The sequence below is a fragment of the Streptomyces vinaceus genome (assembly GCF_008704935.1).
In the GTDB taxonomy this organism is placed as follows: Bacteria; Actinomycetota; Actinomycetes; order Streptomycetales; family Streptomycetaceae; genus Streptomyces; species Streptomyces vinaceus.
On the sequence record NZ_CP023692.1, the window covers coordinates 854,543 to 872,935 of the forward strand.

15 protein-coding genes, 1 tRNA gene and 1 riboswitch are annotated in these 18,393 nt (G+C 73.9%); of the genes, 10 read left to right on the top strand and 6 right to left on the bottom strand.

What is annotated here, in order from left to right; all coding sequences use genetic code 11:
• The first annotated feature begins 570 nt into the window (after positions 1-570).
• The 3 genes from CP980_RS03795 to CP980_RS03805 are packed head-to-tail and all read left to right on the top strand — an operon-like array spanning position 571 to position 3,415.
• Positions 571-1,419: a carbohydrate ABC transporter permease gene (locus tag CP980_RS03795; RefSeq protein WP_150492623.1), complete on the top strand. Its 849-nt coding sequence runs from the start codon at positions 571-573 to the stop codon at positions 1,417-1,419.
• On the top strand, positions 1,416-2,369 hold the full coding sequence (locus CP980_RS03800; protein WP_150492624.1) for a carbohydrate ABC transporter permease: 954 nt from the start codon (positions 1,416-1,418) through the stop codon (positions 2,367-2,369). Before CP980_RS03795 ends, CP980_RS03800 begins: the two co-directional genes overlap by 4 nt.
• Positions 2,366-3,415 (top strand): hydroxyacid dehydrogenase, encoded by a 1,050-nt coding sequence (locus CP980_RS03805; RefSeq protein ID WP_373312786.1) that lies wholly within the window; start codon positions 2,366-2,368, stop codon positions 3,413-3,415. Before CP980_RS03800 ends, CP980_RS03805 begins: the two co-directional genes overlap by 4 nt.
• Here CP980_RS03805 and CP980_RS03810 read toward each other — a convergent pair.
• Both CP980_RS03810 and CP980_RS03815 read right to left on the bottom strand, forming a co-directional pair.
• Positions 3,403-4,212, bottom strand: coding sequence for a sugar phosphate isomerase/epimerase family protein (locus CP980_RS03810; protein WP_150492625.1), 810 nt, complete (start codon positions 4,210-4,212; stop codon positions 3,403-3,405). The genes CP980_RS03805 and CP980_RS03810 overlap by 13 nt on opposite strands.
• Positions 4,209-5,285: a LacI family DNA-binding transcriptional regulator gene (locus tag CP980_RS03815; protein WP_150492626.1), complete on the bottom strand. Its 1,077-nt coding sequence runs from the start codon at positions 5,283-5,285 to the stop codon at positions 4,209-4,211. The genes CP980_RS03810 and CP980_RS03815 overlap by 4 nt, the downstream gene beginning before the upstream one ends.
• Positions 5,286-5,510: 225 nt before the next feature.
• On the opposite strand from CP980_RS03815, the gene CP980_RS03820 reads away from it, so the two are divergent.
• The 6 genes from CP980_RS03820 (at position 5,511) to CP980_RS03845 (ending at position 13,289) form a co-directional block, all read left to right on the top strand.
• On the top strand, positions 5,511-6,635 hold the full coding sequence (locus CP980_RS03820; protein WP_373312814.1) for a Gfo/Idh/MocA family protein: 1,125 nt from the start codon (positions 5,511-5,513) through the stop codon (positions 6,633-6,635).
• Positions 6,632-7,801, top strand: coding sequence for a dihydrodipicolinate synthase family protein (locus CP980_RS03825; RefSeq protein WP_132754000.1), 1,170 nt, complete (start codon positions 6,632-6,634; stop codon positions 7,799-7,801). Before CP980_RS03820 ends, CP980_RS03825 begins: the two co-directional genes overlap by 4 nt.
• On the top strand, positions 7,798-8,655 hold the full coding sequence (locus CP980_RS03830; RefSeq protein WP_150492627.1) for a sugar phosphate isomerase/epimerase family protein: 858 nt from the start codon (positions 7,798-7,800) through the stop codon (positions 8,653-8,655). Before CP980_RS03825 ends, CP980_RS03830 begins: the two co-directional genes overlap by 4 nt.
• Positions 8,656-8,720: 65 nt before the next feature.
• Positions 8,721-11,114, top strand: a complete 2,394-nt coding sequence (locus tag CP980_RS03835; RefSeq protein WP_150492628.1) for a polysaccharide lyase 8 family protein — start codon at positions 8,721-8,723, stop codon at positions 11,112-11,114.
• Between the two features lie 67 nt (positions 11,115-11,181).
• Entirely contained in the window at positions 11,182-12,792 is a 1,611-nt protein-coding gene (locus CP980_RS03840) for a N,N-dimethylformamidase beta subunit family domain-containing protein (protein WP_132754006.1), read from the top strand.
• A 98-nt stretch (positions 12,793-12,890) separates the two neighbouring features.
• Positions 12,891-13,289 carry a VOC family protein gene (locus tag CP980_RS03845; protein ID WP_132754008.1) on the top strand — a complete coding sequence of 133 codons (399 nt, stop codon included), beginning with the start codon at positions 12,891-12,893 and terminating at the stop codon, positions 13,287-13,289.
• Between the two features lie 62 nt (positions 13,290-13,351).
• On the opposite strand, the gene CP980_RS03850 is transcribed toward CP980_RS03845, so the two are convergent.
• The 4 genes from CP980_RS03850 to CP980_RS03865 all read right to left on the bottom strand — a co-directional run bounded on the left by CP980_RS03850 (position 13,352) and on the right by CP980_RS03865 (position 16,525).
• A complete protein-coding gene (locus tag CP980_RS03850; protein WP_150492629.1) occupies positions 13,352-14,176 on the bottom strand; it encodes an ABC transporter ATP-binding protein in 825 nt (274 codons plus the stop codon).
• Positions 14,173-15,231, bottom strand: a complete 1,059-nt coding sequence (locus CP980_RS03855) for a FecCD family ABC transporter permease (protein ID WP_132754012.1) — start codon at positions 15,229-15,231, stop codon at positions 14,173-14,175. The genes CP980_RS03850 and CP980_RS03855 overlap by 4 nt, the downstream gene beginning before the upstream one ends.
• Positions 15,228-16,217, bottom strand: coding sequence for an ABC transporter substrate-binding protein (locus CP980_RS03860; RefSeq protein ID WP_150492630.1), 990 nt, complete (start codon positions 16,215-16,217; stop codon positions 15,228-15,230). Before CP980_RS03860 ends, CP980_RS03855 begins: the two co-directional genes overlap by 4 nt.
• A gap of 56 nt (positions 16,218-16,273) precedes the next feature.
• A riboswitch (cobalamin riboswitch) is annotated at positions 16,274-16,348 on the bottom strand.
• Between the two features lie 103 nt (positions 16,349-16,451).
• A tRNA-Trp gene (locus tag CP980_RS03865) sits at positions 16,452-16,525 on the bottom strand.
• Positions 16,526-16,953: 428 nt separating this feature from the next.
• On the opposite strand from CP980_RS03865, the gene CP980_RS03870 reads away from it, so the two are divergent.
• Complete coding sequence (locus tag CP980_RS03870) at positions 16,954-18,279, top strand: glycoside hydrolase family 18 protein (RefSeq protein ID WP_150492631.1); 1,326 nt, start codon at positions 16,954-16,956, stop codon at positions 18,277-18,279.
• The last annotated feature ends 114 nt before the right edge of the window (positions 18,280-18,393 follow it).

Consider the following 18,393-nt stretch of genomic DNA (forward strand, 5'->3'; position numbering starts at 1 on the left):
CCCGAGGCCACCCGCACCGCCGCCGCGAACACCTCCCCGGGTCCGGGGACCGGCCCAGGCGCGGACTCCGGCTCATTCCCGGGCTCTGGGACGGGCACGGGGGACGCCGGCCCGGCCGGTGGTACCGGGGCACGAGCCCACGGCTCCCCCGCGCCCGCACCAGCGGCTTCGGCCCCCTCGGCCGCCCCCTCGGCGCAGCCGGCCGGCGTCTCCCGAGCCCCCGCAGGTACCGGCGTCGGCCGACCCGCGCAAGCACCCCGGCCGGCCGGCCCCTCCCGCCCGGCGCAGCCACCCGCTGCGGACCCACCCACGCCGGCCGGCGCGGCGCAGTCGCCCCGCCCCGGCCGAACCGTCGGCCCGCCCGGGCGAGCAACCCCGAAGGCACGCGCATCCCACCCGGCGCAGCCACCCGCCACCGGGCGGCCCGCACGGGCGCCGCAGCCGACCGGACCGGCCCTGGCACCCGGTGGCGGCCGCGACGCCCGAGGCGCCGGAACCGGTCCGCCCGGCCCGGCGGCTCGGCCGGGTCGCCGGGCCACGGGCGGGACCGGGGCTGCGGCCGCCGGCTTCATGGCCCCCTTCTTCCTCCTCTTCGCGCTCGTGACCGTCGCCCCCATCGGGTACGCCGCCTGGCTCAGCCTCTTCCGCGAGGAGCGGTCCGGCCTCGGATTCGGCGGAGCCCGGCAGGTCTTCAGCGGAATCGGGAACTACACCAAGGCCCTGTCCGATCCCCTCTTCCTCGCCTCGTTCCGCCACGTCGCCGTCTACTGCCTGCTCTACATCCCCGTCATGGTCGGCGGCGCCCTGGTGCTCGCCCTGCTCCTGGACTCCGCGCTCGCCCGCGCCCGACGCTTCTTCCAGATCGCCTTCTACCTGCCGCACGCCGTCCCCGGCCTGATCGCGGCCATGGTCTGGCTCTACCTCTACACACCCGGTCTCAGCCCCGTCCTCGACGTCCTCGACTCGGCCGGGATCTCCTGGAACTTCTTCGGCCGCGACGAGGCCCTGCTCTCCGTGGTCAACATCTCGGCCTGGCAGTGGATGGGCTACAACATGATCATCTTCTTCGCCGGGCTCCAGGCCATCCCCCGCGAAACCCTTGAGGCCGCCACCATGGACGGCGCCGGAGCGGTGCGCACCGCCTTCCAGGTCAAGGTCCCGAGCATCCGGCCCACGCTCGTCCTGACCGTGCTGTTCACCTGCGTCGGCGCCGTGCAGCTCTTCGACGCCCCGCAGTTGCTCCAGCTCCGGGCCACCGAGATGGGCGAGTCCTGGTCCCCGACCATGTACGTCTTCAGCGCCGCGTTCAAGGGCCACGACTACGGGCTGGCGGCCGCGAGCGCGCTGCTCCTCGCCCTGGTCGCCGGCGCCGCCTCGTACGTCGTCACCAAGCTCGGCAACCGCTGGAGGTCCGCATGACCGCCTCACCCGCCGCCGCCGAGGCAGCGACCGCAGCCACGGGCCCGGGCCCGGCCCCCTCCCCCGCGACCCCGCGCCGGACCGCCCCCGCGACCCCGGCCCGCACACCACGCGGCGGCGCCCTGCTCTCCCGTACCGCCGTCAACGCCGCCCTCCTCCTGGTGACCGCCTACACCCTGATGCCCCTCGCCTGGCTGGTGCTGGCGGCCACCAAGAACCGCCGGGACCTCTTCGCCACCGGCCCCTACGCCCCGGGCGACTTCAGCCTGCTCGCCAACCTCGGCGAGGTCTTCACGTACGACGACGGCATCTTCGGCCGCTGGCTCGCCAACAGCCTCCTCTACACCGTCGTCGGCTCCACCCTCTCCGCCCTCACCAGCGTGGCCTGCGGTTACGCCTTCCACGCCTACGAGTTCCGGCACAAGGAGAAGCTCTTCGGCGTCGTCCTCGCCGGCATCCTCGTCCCCGCCACCGTGCTCCAGCTGCCGCTGTACCTGATGGCCTCGGCCGCCGGCGCCGTGAACACGTACGGGGCCTACCTGGTGCCCGCCCTGGTCAACCCCTTCGGCGTCTACCTCGCCCGGGTGTTCGCCGAGGGCTACCTGCCCGACGAGGTGCTGGCCGCCGCCCGCGTGGACGGCGCGGGTGAACTGCGGCTCTTCGCGCACGTGTCGTTCCCGATGCTGTGGCCGGGGTTTGTGACCATCTTCCTGTTCACCTTCACGGCGATCTGGAACAACTTCTACGGCGCGCTGACCATGCTGAACGACGAGCGGCTCTACCCCGTCAGTCTGGGCCTGTTCATGTGGAACCGCAGCGTCTACCAGCAGCCCGAGCTCTACCCCCTGGTGATCACCGGTTCACTCGTCGCCGTCGTCCCGCTCGTCCTGGCCTTCCTCGGCCTGCAGCGGTTCTGGCGTTCGGGTCTCACCGCAGGAGCCGTCAAGTGACCCACCGCCTCGTCCCCTCCGGGGCCGGCCCCCGCCGCCGGCCCGCCACCGTGCTCGCCATGAGCCCCGGCACCCGGGCCGCCGTCCTCAGCGGCCGCATGCTGCCCGAGCTGGTCCGGGTGGCCGACGTGGACACCGATCTGCTGCTGACCGGCTTCGAGCACGAAGAGCCCGAGCTCGGCCGCCGCCTCGCGGACGCCGAGGTGCTGCTGACCGGCTGGGGCTGCCCGCCGCTCGATGCCCCGGCGCTGGAGCGGATGCCGCGGCTGCGCGCCGTGGTGCACGCCGCCGGCAGCGTCAAACACCATGTCACGGAGGCCTGCTGGGAACGCGGGCTGCTGGTCTCCAGCGCGGCCGCCGCCAATGCCGTACCGGTCGCCGAGTACACGCTCGCCGCGATCCTCTTCGCCAACAAGCGGGTCCTGGAGTCCGCCCACGCCTACCGGGCGGCGCGCGGCCCGATCGACCTGCTGCGCCGGTACCCGGCCGTCGGCAACTACCGCCGCACCGTCGGCATCGTCGGTGCCTCGCTCATCGGCCGGCGCGTCATGGAGCTGCTGCGCCCGTTCGACCTGCGGGTCCTCGTCCACGATCCGTACGCCGACCCCGGCGAGCTCGCCGCGCTGGGCGGCGAGACCTGCGCGCTCGACGAACTGCTGCGCCGCAGCGACGTGGTGAGCCTGCACGCTCCCGCGCTGCCGCAGACCCACCACCTGCTGGACGCGTCCCGGCTGGCGCTGATGCCGGACGGAGCCACGCTCGTCAACACGGCGCGGGGGTCGCTCGTCGACACCGCGGCGCTGACCGAGGAACTGGTCGCGGGCCGGCTGCACGCCGTGCTCGACCACACCGAGCCCGAGGTGCTGCCCGCCGGATCCCCTCTGTACAACCTGCCGAACGTGCTGCTCACCCCACATGTGGCGGGTTCGCTGGGCGGTGAGCTGGACCGGCTGGCGGCGACGGCCGTCGAGGAGCTGGAGCGGTACGCGCTGGGGCTGGACTTCCGCTACGCCGTCGACCGGGGCCGGCTCGCCTACTCGGCCTGAGCCCCCGTTTCCGCTCCCCTCGCCACCAGTTCCTCCAGGTACTCCCGGCCCCGCGCGAGCAGCCCCGGCAACGCGGCGGCGCCGGGGTACCAGCGTTTCTCGTACTCCCAGCAGAGCCAGCCCTCCCGTGGTGCGGCGGCCACGGCTTCGGCGAGCGGCAGCACCCCGACGCCGAGGCCGAGGGGCGTGAGCTGCCGCGCCGACGCCACGTCCTTCACCTGTACGTAGCCCAGGTGCCGGTCCAGCGCCCGCCGGGACTCGGCCGGGGACTCGCCTGCGAGCCAGGTGTGCAGTACGTCCCACAGCGCGCCGGCGCCATGCTGCCCGACCCGGTCCAGCACGCGCGCGGCGGCGGCTCCGGTCCGGTGCGAATCGTGCGTCTCCAGCAGGATCCGCACCCCGTGCCGCTCGGCGAACGGCGCCGCGGCGGCGAGGCGGCGGACGGCGTGGGCGTCGGCGGCGGGCTCCGGCTGCTCGGCTCCGCCCGGGAACACCCGGACGTAGGGGGCTTCCAGATCCGCGGCGAGCCGGACCAGGGCGTGCAGTTCCGCGAGGACCGGCTCGTCCTCGCCGGGGGCGGCGACCCGGGCGTAGCCCGCGACACCGAGGACCGCGACGTTGGCGGCGGTCAGGGTGCGCAGGCCCGCCGCCCGGTCCGCCGTCGGGCTGCCGGGGTGCAGGGGCTCCTCGGGGTGGGCCCGCAGTTCGAGGCCCTCGTAGCCGTGGGCGGCGGCGAGGGCGGCGCTGAGGTCGAGCGGCGCCCCGGGCAGGCCGAGGGTGGAGAAGGCGTACCTCACGGACGGCTCCCCCCGGACGGGGGCGGCGCGGTGGAGCCGCGCACCATGAGTTCGGTGGGCAGGGTGGTGATGCCGCCGGGGGGCAGCGGTCTGCGGCCGGTGACCAGCTGGGCGGCGAGTACGCCGGCTTCGCGCAGCGGCACACGGACGGTGGTGAGCGCGGGGGCGGTGTCCACGCAGACGGGCAGGTCGTCGAAGCCGGCGACGGAGACGTCCCCGGGGATGCGCAGTCCGGCCTCGCGCAGGGCCGCGGCCACTCCGGTGGCGACGGTGTCGTTGGCCGCGGCGACGGCGGTGAAGGGGGCTCCGCGGCGCAGCAGCTCGCGGGCGGCGTCGTAGCCGGCGGCGCGCTCGAACCCGGCGTGCACGGTGAGCGGCGCGCAGGCTTCGGGCAGGGCGGGATCGTGCCGCCCCAGCGCCTCACGGTGGCCGCCGAGCCGCTCCCGCGTGGTGCTCAGCCCTGGCGGGCCGGCGATGTACGCGATGTGCCGGTGGCCCAGGGACAGCAGGTGCTCGGCGAGGCGGAAGGCGCCGCCGCGGTCGTCGAACATCACGGTGGCGACGGGCAGTGCGGGGGGAACGGGCAGCGGAGGCCGTCCGCACAGGACGACGGGGGCGCCGGCGGCCGCCATCCGGGTGACGCGGGCGGTGAGGGCGGCGGTGTGTCCGGGCTCCTCCACCGCGCCGCCGGTCAGGACGACCCCGCCGGCGCGCTGGCCCTCCAGCAGGGTGAGGTAGGCGAGTTCGGCCTCGGGAGCGCCCTCGGTGTTGCAGACCACGGCGAGGCGGCGGGACTCGCCGGATCCTGTCGGGGCGAGGGCGCTCTGCAGGGATCCGGCGAGGATGCCGAAGAAGCTGTCCGCGACGTCGTGGACGAGGACGCCGACCAGGTCGGAGGTGGCGGCCGCGAGGGCGCGGGCGGGTCCGTTGGCCACGTAGCCGAGCTCTTCGACGGCCTGTTCCACGCGGGTCCTGGTGCCGCCGGCCACCGGGTATCCGCCGTTGAGCACGCGCGAGACCGTCGCGGGCGACACCCCCGCGTGCGCCGCGACCTCGGCGAGAGTCACCGCCATCTTTCACCCCTCCTGCTCGTTCCGGGTCATCGTCTCATCCGGGTAGGGATCTCCATTCTCGCAGAGGAAGAAAGCGCTTTCTGTCACTCGAACGAGTGTTGCGCGGCAGCTGTTCCCCGCCCTAGCCTGATGAGAGTGAAAGCGCTTTCTATCCTGCTTTCACTGTCATCCGACGACGGGCACGAAGGAGGGGACACCGTGGAGCGCAGGACGATCAAGATCGCGATGAACGGCGTGACCGGGCGCATGGGATACCGCCAGCACCTGGTCCGCTCGCTGCTCGCCCTGCGCGAGCAGGGCGGGCTCGACCTGGGCGACGGCCGGGTGCTGTGGCCCGAGCCGGTGCTGGTCGGGCGCCGGGAGCCGGCCCTGCGGGCCATCGCGGAAGAACACGGGCTGGAGCACGTCAGCACGGACCTGGCGGCCGTGCTGGCCGACCCCGAGGTCGAGATCTACTTCGACGCGCAGGTCACCGGGGCCCGCGAGGCGGCGGTCCGGCAGGCCGTGGCGGCGGGCAAGCACGTCTACTGCGAGAAACCGACGGCTCTGAGCCTGGCTTCCGCGCTGGAGCTGGCCCGCCTGGCGGCGCAGGCCGGGGTCAAGCACGGGGTGGTCCAGGACAAGCTGTTCCTGCCGGGGCTGCTGAAGCTGAGACGGCTGATCGAAGGCGGCTTCTTCGGCGAGATCCTCTCCGTACGCGGAGAGTTCGGGTACTGGGTGTTCGAGGGTGACTGGCAGCCGGCCCAGCGGCCGTCCTGGAACTACCGGGCGCAGGACGGCGGGGGCATCGTCGCCGACATGTTCCCGCACTGGGAGTACCTGCTCCACGAGCTCTTCGGCCGGGTCCGCACGGTCCAGGCGCTGGCCCGTACGCACATCGGCCGCCGCTGGGACGAGGAGGGCAAACCGTACGAGGCGACGGCGGACGACGCCGCCTACGGGGTCTTCGAGCTCGACGGCGGCGCGATCGCGCAGATCAACTCCTCCTGGGCGGTCCGGGTCCACCGGGACGAACTGGTGGAGTTCCAGGTGGACGGGACGCAGGGGTCGGCGGTCGCCGGGTTGCGCGGCTGCCGCATCCAGCACCGCGGGGCGACCCCGAAGCCGGTGTGGAATCCCGATCTGCCGCAGACGGAGGCGTTCCGCGCCCAGTGGCAGGAGGTCCCGGACAACGGCCCGTTCGACAACGGGTTCAAGGCCCAGTGGGAGCTGTTCCTGCGCCATGTCGTGCTCGACGAGCCCTGGCAGTGGGACCTGCTGGCCGGTGCGCGCGGGGTGCAGCTCGCCGAGCTCGGTCTTCGGTCCTCGGCGGAGGGCCGGCGGCTGCCGGTGCCGGAGGTGGTCCTGTGAGCATCCGGCTTCCGGCGCAGGACGGCGGATACCGTCTGCACCGGCCGTGCACCGATCCGCTCGCGCCCCTGGTCTGCGGTCCGGCGCGCAGCCGCCGGTTCTATGCGGCCGCGCACGTGGTCGCCGATCCGCTCGCCGCCTGCGCCGCAGGCCCGGCCGGTCCGGCGGTGGACTGGGAGGCGACGCTGGCCTTCCGGCACCGGCTGTGGGCCCAGGGCCTGGGGGTGGCGGAGGCCATGGACACGGCGCAGCGCGGCATGGGGCTGGACTGGCCGGCCGCGGCGGAGCTGATCCGCCGCTCGGCCGCCGAGGCCCGGGCCGTTGGCGGGCGGATCGTCTGTGGCGCGGGCACCGACCAGCTCGCCCCGGGCGGCGGCCACGCGCTGCCCGAGATCACCGCCGCGTACGAGGAACAGCTCGCGCACGTCGAGGACTGCGGGGCGGGGGCGGTTCTGATGGCCTCGCGCGCCCTGGCGGCCGCGGCGCGTGGCCCGGAGGACTATCTGGAGGTGTACGGGAGGCTGTTGCGGCAGAGCGCCGGGCCGGTCGTCCTGCACTGGCTCGGCCCCGTGTTCGACCCGGAGCTCGCCGGTTACTGGGGGAACACCGATCTCGACGCGGCGACCGAGGTGTTCTTGAAGGTGATCGCCGACTGTCCGGAGAAGGTCGACGGGATCAAGGTCTCGCTGCTGGACGCCGAGCGCGAGAAGGACATCCGGCGCAGACTCCCGCCGGGCGTGCGGTGCTACACGGGCGACGACCACCACTACCCGGAGCTGATCGCCGGGGAGGGGGCGGGGGAGCCGGGAAGCGATGCGCTGCTGGGCGTCTTCGATCCGCTCGCCCCGCTGGCCGCCCGGGCGGGGCTCGCCCTGGACCGGGACGACCCGTCCGGATTCCGGGAGTTGCTGGATCCGACGGTGGCGCTGGCGCGGCACCTGTTCGCCCCGCCGACCCGCTACTACAAGACGGGGGTGGTGCTGCTGGCCTGGCTGGCGGGGTACCAGGAGCACTTCACGATGCTGGGCGGGCTCCAGTCGGCCCGGCCGCTGCCCCATCTGGCCTCCGCGTACGAACAGGCCGACCTGCTGGGCCTGTTCCCCGATCCGGAGCTCGCCGAGGATCGGATGCGCCGGCTCCTCGCGGTGTACGGGGTGGCGTCATGAGCCCGGGCGGCGTCGTGAACCCCGGCGCGGCCCCGGCTCGGTTCAGCCTCAACCAGGAGACCGTACGGCAGTGGTCGATGCCCGAGCTGGTCGACGGGTGCCTCGCGGCCGGAGTGGGCGCGGTCGGACTGTGGCGGGATCCGGTGCGGGAGTTCGGGCTGCGCGAGACGGCGAAGCTGGTGGCCGGGGCCGGATTGCGGGTCAGCTCGCTGTGTCGCGGCGGGTTCTTCACCGCCGCCGATCCGGCGGGGCGGGCGACGGCCCTCGAAGACAACCGCCGGGCCGTGGCGGAGGCCGCCGAGCTGGGTGCCGAGGCGCTGGTCCTGGTCTCGGGGGGCCTGCCCGCCGGCGACCGGGACCTGGTGGGGGCGCGGCGGCGGATCGTCGACGTCCTGGGTGAGCTCGTGCCGTGGGCGGCCGCGCACGGGATACGGCTGGGGATCGAGCCCCTGCACCCGATGTTCGCCTCGGACCGCTGCGTGGTCTCCACGCTGGGCCAGGCCCTGGACATCGCGGAGCAGTTCCCGGCGCGGCAGGTGGGGGTGGTCGCGGACTCCTACCACCTGTGGTGGGACGAGCGGCTGCCGGCCGACCTGCGCCGGGCGGGTGCGGGCGGGCGGATCGTGTCGGTCCAGGTGGCCGACTGGGTGACCCCGCTGCCCGCCGGGGTGCTGCTGGGGCGGGGGCAGTTGGGCGACGGCTGCATCGATCTCCGGGCGTTCCGGGAGCTGGCCGACTCGGCGGGCTACCGGGGCCCGGTGGAGGTGGAGATCTTCGATCCGGGGCTGTGGGCGCGAGACGGCGGCGAGGTGCTGCGGGAGGTGATCGACCGCTACCGGGAGCACGTGGCCTGAGGCACTGCGGGCGGGGCGAGGACAGGCCGGCGGGGGCCGGTACGGGATCGGACAAGGAGCATGCGATGACGGACGTTTGGAGTCGGCGCGCCTTCCTCTCCGCCGCGGGCGGGGGTGCGCTCCTCCTGGGAGCGCCCGCCGCGCGGGCGGGGGCCGCGCCGCACGAGGAGGTCCACGACGCCCTGCGGGCGGTGTGGCGCGGCCTCTGCCTGGGCGGTGACATCCCGGCCGCGGCCGAGCCGTTCCGCTCGCGGCTCGCCGATCTCGGCGCCCTGTCCGGCGGATGGCGCTCCACCATGGCTCCGGCGGCGGGCTCGCTCTGGCCCGACCTGGGGTACGGCGGCGACCCCGAGATGATGATGCAGAGCTACTACCGGTTGCGGACGATGGCCGAGGCCTACGTCCGGCCGGGGACCGGGCTCACCGGGGACGCCGGGCTGCTTTCGGCCCTCCTGACCGGGCTGGACCATCTGCACGCGGACGTCTACCACGCCGGGCAGGTGCGGTACGGGAACTGGTACTGCTGGCAGATCGGCGCCCCGCAGGCCCTGCTGGACCTGTGCGTGCTGCTGTACGAGGAGCTGCCGGCCTCCCGGCCGGCAGATTTCTGCGCGGCCGTCGACCATTTCGTCCCGGATTCGGTCGTCGGCTCGTACACGGGGACCAGTACGGGGGCGAACCGGGTGGACCTGTGCCGGGTGCTGGCGCTGCGCGGAGTGGTCGGCGGGGACTCGGCGAAGATCGCCCTGGCCAGGGACGCGCTCACACCGGTGTTCCCCTACGTCACCGCGGGCGACGGGCTCTACCGGGACGGGTCGTTCGTCCAGCACACCTGGGTGCCGTACACGGGGACGTACGGGGCGGTGCTGCTCGGCGGGCTGGGGATGCTGTTCGCCCTGCTGAAGGGCACCGCCTGGCAGGTCACGGACCCCGGGGCGCAGATCGTGTTCGACGCGGTGGAGCGGGCCTGGGCGCCGTTCCTGTTCAACGGGCTGGTCATGGACGCCGTGTCGGGGCGTGCGGTGAGCCGGGGGCTGATGGTCGCCGATCCGCGGCAGGTCCAGCAGGACGACCATGGGCGGGGGCATGCGCTGCTCGCAGCGATCCTGCTCCTCGCGGAGGGCGCGAGCGGCCCCGAGCGGACGCGCTGGCGGGGCCTGGTGAAGGGCTGGATGGCCCGGGACTACTACAGCCGGCCCCTGGCCGACACGGCGCTGGCCCTGTCCTCGCTCGCCCGGCTGGCCGAGGTCGAGTCCGACCCGTCGGTCACGGCGCTGCCCGAGCCGGTCGGGCACCGGCTGTTCGCTTCCATGGACCGGGCCACGCACCGGCGGCCCGGATGGGCGGCCTCGCTGTCCATGGCCTCGAAGCGGATCGCCCACTACGAGACGGGCAACGGGGAGAACCTGCGCGGCTGGCACACCGGGAGCGGGATGCTCTCCTGGTGGGGGGACTCGTTCGGCAACGGCCAGTACTCGGACGCCTTCTGGCCCACTGTGGACCCCTACCGGCTGCCGGGGACCACGGTGTCGCGGAAGGTGCTGGCCGACGGGGCGGGCGGTGACTGGGGGGCGTCCCGGCCGGACGCGGCCTGGGTGGGCGGGACGACCGACGGGGAGTTCGCCTCCCTGGGCCAGCACCTGCGGGGGCTGGGCAGCACGCTCACGGCCCGCAAGTCCTGGTTCCTCCTCGACGACACGATCGTCTGCCTGGGGGCCGGGATCCGCTGCTCGGACGGGACCGCGGTGGAGACGGTGGTCGACAACCGCAATCTGGGCGCCGCCGGCACCCATGCCCTGACCGTCGGCGGCGCACTCCAGCCGGCCGCCCTGGGCTGGTCGGCGGCCTTCCCCTCCCCCGGCTGGGCCCATCTGGCGGGCTTCGGGGGGTACGTGATGGCGGGCTCGGGCTCGTTCAAGGTGCTGCGGGAGGCGCGGACCGGCCGGTGGAGCGAGATCAACCGGGGCGGATCCGCCACGGCCCTGACCCGGCGGTATCTGACGCTCTGGTACGACCACGGCACGGACCCGGCCGGCGCCGCATACGTCCACCAGATGATGCCGGGGGCAACGGCGGCCCGGACGGCCGCGAGAGCCGCCGCCACGGGGTGGCTCTCCGTCCTGGCCAACTCGGAGACGGCGCAAGGAGTCTCGGTCCCTTCGCTGGGCTTCACCGGGGTCAACTTCTGGCAGGCCGGATCGGCCGGTCCGCTGGAGGCGGGAGCACCCTGCTCGGTGACCGTGCGGGAGAGACCGGACGGCACGGCCGCGGTCTGCGTCGCGGACCCGGCCCGGGTCCTGACCTCCCTGACGCTGGTGTGGAACCGGCCCGTGGCCGCGGTGCTGTCCCGGCCGCCGAGCCTGGTCTCGGAGGCCACGGGAGCACGGCTGCGCCTCCAGTTCGGGAGCCTCACGACGGCGGCGGGAGCCGGTCAGGAGGTGGTGGTCCGGCTGGGGTGAGGGGAGACCCGCGCGGGCGGCCGGGCCGGTGGGAGAAGGGCGTCAAGCGTGACATAACGTGCCCTCCATGGATCAGGAGCACATACCCGGGGACGGCGAAGGCGCGGGCAGGCGGCGGTTCCTCGCGATCGCGACGGGAGCGGCCACCGCCGCCGGGCTCGGAGCCGTGGCCGGCTGCGCGGGCGGCACCCCCGACGGGGCGGCGGGAACGACCGCGGGCAAGGGGCCGACGCCCGGCGCGACGGCGGGCCAGGGCGGACCGGCCGGCTTCGACGTCAAGGCGGAGAACGCCAAGCCGGGGCATGCCGATTGGCACGTGACCAAGGCCGGCCCGGCGCGGGCCATCGAGGGCTTCGCCGACAAGGTCAGCGTCCTGCCCGGCGAGTCCTTCGGCCTGCACGTGTCCACCACCGCGCCCCGGTTCACCGTCTCCGCCTACCGGATGGGCTGGTACGGCGGCGCCCGCGCCCGTCTCGTGTGGCGGTCCGAGGCGCTGCCCGGCGTGCGCCAGCCGGAGCACACGGTGGATTCCGCGACCCGGATGGTCCGCGCCCGGTGGCCCCGTACGACCACCGTCGACACCAAGGACTGGCCCGAGGGCTGCTACTTGCTGCGCCTCGACGCGCAGGGAGGCGAGGGCCAGCGTTTCGTCCCGGTCACCGTCCGCTCGGCGGCGGGCGCCGGCCGTACGGTCGTGGTGAACGCGGTGGCGACCTGGCAGGCGTACAACCGGTGGGGCGGCTACGGCAGCTACGACGGCCCCACCGGCGGCTACGCCACGCGCTCCCTCGCCGTCACGTTCGACCGGCCCTACGAGTACGACGACGGCGCGGGCCTGTTCCTCGTGTACGAAGCCCCTCTGCTCGCCCTCGCCGAGCGGCTCGGCATCCCCTTGGCCTACGCCACCACCACCGACGTGGCACGGGAGAAGCGGCTGCTGGAAGGGGCCGCGGCCGTCCTCTCCCTCGGCCACGACGAGTACTGGTCGCCCGAGCAGCGGGCCCACTTCACCGCCGCCCGCGACGCCGGGACGAACATCGCGATCCTCGGCGCGAACTGCTGCTTCCGCCGGATCCGGCTGGAGCCCTCCGATCTCGGGCCCGACCGTACGGTGGTCTGCTACAAGTCCGCCTACGACCAGGACCCCGGGTTCAAGCGCGGCCAGCCGGCCACCGTGGACTTCCGCTCGGCGCCGGGAGCCGATCCGGAGAGCTCGCTGCTCGGCGTGATCTACGACGGCTACCCGGTGGACGCCCCGTACGTGGTGACCCACCCGGACCACTGGCTGTTCGAGGGCACCGGCGTGAAGGCCGGCGACCGCTTCGCCCACCTGGTGGGGGTGGAGTACGACAAGGTCGACACCGGGTTCCCGACGCCCCGGCCGATCGAGATACTGGCCCACTCCCCCGTGGTGTGCGAGGGCCGGCCCAGCCACCAGGACACGGCGTACTACACGACCCCGAGCGGGGCGGGCGTGTTCGCGACCGGAACCATGCGGTGGGTGGAGGCCCTGGACGCGAGCGGCGACGGCCGCAGCGGCTCCCGCCACGGCCTCGACGCGAAGGCGGGCGCGCTGACCACCCGGGTCACCGAGAACCTGCTGCGCGCCTTCGCGGCGGGCCCGGCGGGCCGCACGCACCCCGCGCAGGACAACGTGAAGGCGGTGTACGGAGGATAGTCGGACGGCCTAGGATCGTGATCACGGCATCGCGTGTCGGTCACCGACCGGGTGAGGCATGGAGGTGCCCGTGATGTGCCTTGCGGAGGCATTCACTCATGTCAGTACAGCTGAACCACACGATCATCCACTCCCTGGACAACCGGGAGGCCGCCGCATTCCTGGCGGACGTCCTCGGCCTTGAGGTCGGGACCGAGTGGGGACCGTTCGTCCCCGTCGGCACCGCCAACGGCGTCACCCTCGACTTCGCGACCGTCCCGGCCGGCTCCCTCACCGTCCAGCACTATGCGTTCCTCGTCTCCGAGGAGGAATTCGACGTGTCCTTCGGGAAGATCCGGGCGGCCGGGATCCCGTACTTCGCCGATCCCCGCATGAAGCGTCCCGGCGAGATCAACCACAACGACGGCGGCCGCGGCGTCTACTTCCTGGACCCGTCGGGCCACGGGATGGAGATCATCACCCGCCCGTACGGCTACCAGGAGCCCGCCGCCGGCTAGCCGGCCAGGCCGGTCGGCCGGCTCGGCGGGCCCGACCGGTCGGGCCCGCCGAGCCGTATGCGTCAGCCTCCCGCCCGACGCCCCTCGGGCGGGAGGTAGACGATGTTCGGGGCACCGGTCGCCGGATGGGTGACGATGCGGGTGCGGACCCCGTACACCTCGGCCAGCAGCTCCTCGGTCAGCACCTGCGAAGGCGTTCCCGACGCCGCCACCCGGCCGCCCGCCAGGACGTACAGGCGGTCGCAGTACGCGGCCGCCAGGTTGAGGTCGTGCAGCACGAGCAGCGCGGTCGCGGCCAGGGAGCGGACCAGGCCGAGGACCTCCAGCTGGTAGCGGATGTCCAGGTGGTTCGTGGGCTCGTCGAGGGCGAGCAGGCCCGGATCCTGGACCAGGGCGCGGGCCACCAGGGCCCGCTGCCGCTCCCCGCCGGAGAGCCCGTCGTACGGGCGGTCCGCGAAGCCGCCCGCGCCCACGGTCTCCAGGGCCTCGGCGACGCGGCGCACGTCGTCCGGGCCGTCCTGCTCCCAGAACCGCTTGTGCGGGCTGCGCCCCATGGCGACCACCTCGCGGACGGTCAGTCCGAAGGTGCCCGCCGCGTCCTGCGGGACCACGGCCACCCGCCGCGCCCGCTCCTTCGCGCCCAGTGCGGCCGCGTCGGCGCCGTCCAGCAGCACCCGGCCGGCCGTGGGCACCAAGGTGCCGTAGACGCACCGCAGCAGGGTGGTCTTGCCGCTGCCGTTGGGGCCGACCACGCCGACCGTCTCGCCGGGCCGGGCGGCCAGGTCGACCCCGCGCAGCAGCGTGTGCCCTCCGGTCTCGTAGCGCACGCCCTCCACGGTGAGTTCCACGGGCTCCACGGTGCGTTCCACGGGCCTGTGACCGCTCATCCGGCCACCCCCTCGATGCGCGCGGAGCGCCGCAGCATCCACAGGAAGAACGGTCCGCCGACGAGCGCGGTGACCACACCGACCGGTATCTCCTCGGGCGCCGCGGCCGTACGGGCGACCAGGTCGGCCAGGGTCAGGAACACGGCCCCGCCGAGCGCGGCCACGGGCAGCAACGCCCGGTGTCCGGCGCCGACCACCATCCGGGCGGCGTGCGGGACCATCAGCCCGACGAAGCCGATGGCGCCGCTGCAGGCGACGAGCACGCCGATGACGAGCGAGGTGAGGACGAAGACCGCGGCGCGGAAGCGTCCGGTGTCCAGGCCCAGGGTCCGCGCGCCCTCCTCCCCCGCGAGGAGCAGGTCGAGCGGCCGGGCGAGCGCGATCAGCAGGGCGGTGCCGGCGAGCAGCGCGGCGGCGGGCAGGGGCAGTTCGTCCCAGCGGGCACCGCCGAGGCCGCCCAGGGTCCAGAACAGGACGGACCGCATCTGGTCGGGATGCGCGGCGAGCACCAGCACCAGACTGGTGAGCGCGGACAGGACGTACTGGACGGCGACCCCGGCGAGGATCAGCCGCCCGGTGGTCATGGTGCCGCCGCGCCGGGCCATGGCGTAGACCGCGACGAGCGCGCCCATCGATCCGGCGAACGCGGCGGCCGGTACGCCCAGGGCGCCGATCGCACCGAGCACGCCGAGCGCTCCCGCCGTTCCCGCCGCCCCCGCGCCGAGGACGATGACGAGGACGGCTCCCAGCGAGGCCCCGGAGGAGGCCCCGAGCAGGAACGGATCGGCGAGCGGGTTGCGTACGAGGGCCTGCAGGACGGTCCCGGCGACGGCGAGCCCGGCTCCGACGACCGCCCCGAGCAGCACGCGGGGCATCCGCACGTCCCAGACGATGGAGGCGAACGCCCCGCCGCGCCGCCCCGGTCCGCCGAGCACGATGTCGAGGACCCGGCCGGGGGCGATCCGTACCGGTCCCAGCGCCAGGCCCGCGACGGCGGACGCGAGGAGCGCCGCGACGAGGAGCACCACCACGGCGGCCGTACGGGGGCGGCTCACGCGGTGTCGGGGTGGAGCTGGCGGCCCAGGGACTCCACGGCGTCGGCGACGCGCACGCCGAGGACGGCGGAGGACAGGGGCAGCACCACGAACCGCTTGTTCTTGACGGCCGGAACCTCCGCGAGCGCCGGGTCGTTCAACAGGCGCTGCTTCTTGGCTTCGACGGTGGTGCCGCCGTAGTCGTAGATGAGGACGACCTCGGGCCGCCGCTCGATGACCTTCTCCCACGACACGTCGCCGAAGGTGTCCTTGAGGTCGGCGAAGGTGTTCGTCCCGCCCGCCAGCGAGACGATCTCGTTGCCGATGCCGCCTCCTCCGGAGGTGAAGGCGGTCCCCTCGCCGGAGTCGTAGACGAAGACGGTCGGCCTGGCCTTGTCCTTGACCCGTGCGGTGACGGCGTCGATGCGGCGCTGCTCGTCCTCGATGAGGCGCGCCCCGCGTTCGGGCACGCCGAAGGTGCGCGCGACTTCGGTGATCTCGGTCTTCAGCTGTTCGAGGCCGACCGGGCCGGTGCCGCAGTACTCCACGCTGAGCCGGGAGTTGATGCCGGCCTTGGCGAGTCCTTCGCGGTCGCGCCCCTGCGCCTTGTCGAAGGCGCTCGCGTACCCGCCGTAGACGAAGTCCGGGTCGGCGCCGAGGAGGACCTCCTTGGAGGGATACTGCTCGGCCAGCACCTTGATCTTGTCGTAGGCGGGCCGGTAGGCCGGCAGGACGGAGTCGTCGAGGTAGGCCGTCGCGGCCATCCGGTCCTGCAGGCCCAGGGCCAGCAGCATCTCGGTGGCGTGCTGGTTCATGGTGACGGCACGCTCGGGCGGGGCCTGGTAGGTGCTGCTGACACCGCAGTTGGTGACGGTGTACGGGAAGCCCGGCGCGGGGGCCGCCTCGGCGGCCCGGTCCCCCGCCGGGGGCGAGCCGCCGCAGGCGGCCAGGGGTATCAGGAGCGCGAGGGGAACGAGCGCGCGCAGAACGGCGCGGGGACGCGGCATGGCGAAGCCTCTCCGGGGGATCCTCGTCCCCTGGTCGACGTGAAGAGGCGATGCGTCAGTGTCTGACTCCCGGTGCCCGCGGGGGCCCGGTCACAGTGGCGGGACCGCACCGGATTCGCACCGGTTTCCTGTCCTGCACCGCCTGGGGTGGTTCGCCCCAGTCTGCCAGACCGTCACGCAACGCCGTCGGGCCCGCCCCCTGGTGGGGACGGGCCCGACGCCGCGTACTGCTCGCAGGGGCGGCAGGATTCGAACCTGCGGCATCTGGTTTTGGAGACCAGCGCTCTGACCAGCTGAGCTACACCCCTTCGGTGAGGGAAACTCTGGCATGGAGCGCCGTCGGGATCCAAATGGATTAGTGGGTCGAGCGGGTGGGAGTTCGGCCCGCGCACGGGCTCGGGGGGTTCGCCGCCATGCGATCAGGTCCTCGTTCTCGCTGGTCAGGGCGGCGTCGAGCGGGGTCGCGGCCCCGTACCCGATCCGGTCGACGTCCACCCGATCGGACAGGAGGTACCGGGCGGTGGACAGTTGACCTCCGTGGCAGGCGGCCCGGATGGCGGCGGTGGGTCATACGGCCGGCCGCGAGACCGGGGTGGGCGCCACCGGAGTCTCTCCTGACCGTCGGGGCCCGGGCGAGTTGCGCACGCCCCCTTGACCCAGCTGGTCCAGACCAATAGTTTCCGGCATGCACCGCGCACGCGTCCCCGCACCGCTCCCGCCTCCGCAAAGGAAGCCCATGCGCCGCAGCATGCCCGGCAGGCTGGCCGTCGCCGCCTGTTCCCTCTCCCTGCTCACCGCCCTCGCTCCCGCCGCAGCCGCGCAGGGCGACGGCGGACACGACCGCTCGTACAAGCGGGTCGGGTACTTCACCCAATGGGGCGTCTACGGACGGGACTTCCAGGTCCAGGACCTTGAGACGAGCGGGGCCGCCGGCAAGCTCACGCACGTCAACTACGCTTTCGGCAACATCAGCGCGGAGGGCAAGTGCTTCACCGGGAACGTGCCGGGCGAGGCCGACGCCTGGGCCGACTACGTCCGCCCGCTCGACGCCGCGAACTCCGTCGACGGGGTGGCCGACAGCGCCGAGCAGCCGCTCGCCGGGAACTTCAACCAGCTGCGCGAGCTCAAGGCCAAGCACCCCGGACTCAAGGTCCTCCTCTCGCTGGGCGGCTGGAGCTGGTCCACGCACTTCTCGGACGCCGCCCTCACCCCCGCCTCCCGCAAGGCCCTCGTCCAGTCCTGCATCGACCTCTACATCAAGGGCGACCTGCCGCAGGACGGCGCCCGCGGCGGCGCCGGCGCGGCGGCCGGGCTCTTCGACGGGATCGACCTCGACTGGGAGTGGCCGGGCTCGGCCGGTGACACGGACACCACGTACCGCCCCGAGGACAAGCAGAACTTCGCCGCGCTGGTCAAGGAGTTCCGCACGCAGCTCGACGCGTACGCGCGCAGCCAGAAGCGGAAGGACGCGTACGAGCTGACGGCGTTCGTCCCGACCGCCCCTGCCAAGATCGACGCGGGCTTCGACGTCCAGCGCATCATGCGCGACCTCGACTTCGTGAACCTCCAGGGCTACGACTTCCACGTCTCCGGCGAGCCGGTCACCGCCCAGCAGTCCGCGCTCCGCGCCCGCGGCGACTTCAGCGTGGACGGCACGGTGGAGGCGTGGCGCCACCGCGGGGCGCCGGCGCACAAGCTGGTCGTGGGCATGCCGTTCTACGGACAGGGCTGGACCGGCGTCAGCGGCGGCGGGGACGGTATGGGCCAGCCGGCGGCGGGCCCGGCGCCGGCGACCTGGGCGGCCGGGTACGAGGACTACAAGGCGCTGAAGAACCTGGCCGGTTCGGGCGCGTACAAGGTCTACCGCGACCGCCGGGGCGGCCACGCCTGGCTGTTCGACGGCAGCACCCTGTGGACGTACGACGACCCGCAGGTGCTGCGGGCCAAGACGGAGTACGTCCGCGAGAACGGCCTGGGCGGGGCGATGTTCTGGTCCCTGGACGCCGACACCGCCGACGGCGAGCTGATGACGGCCGTCGACCGGGGCCTGCACGGCCGCTGACCGGGCACGAGACCGGCGCCGCCGGGCCGCGGAAGACGACCCGGCCCGGCGGCGTCCCACCACGTACACCCCGCCCGGTGCTCGCCGCGGGACGGGTCGCCGGGGCGGTTACCC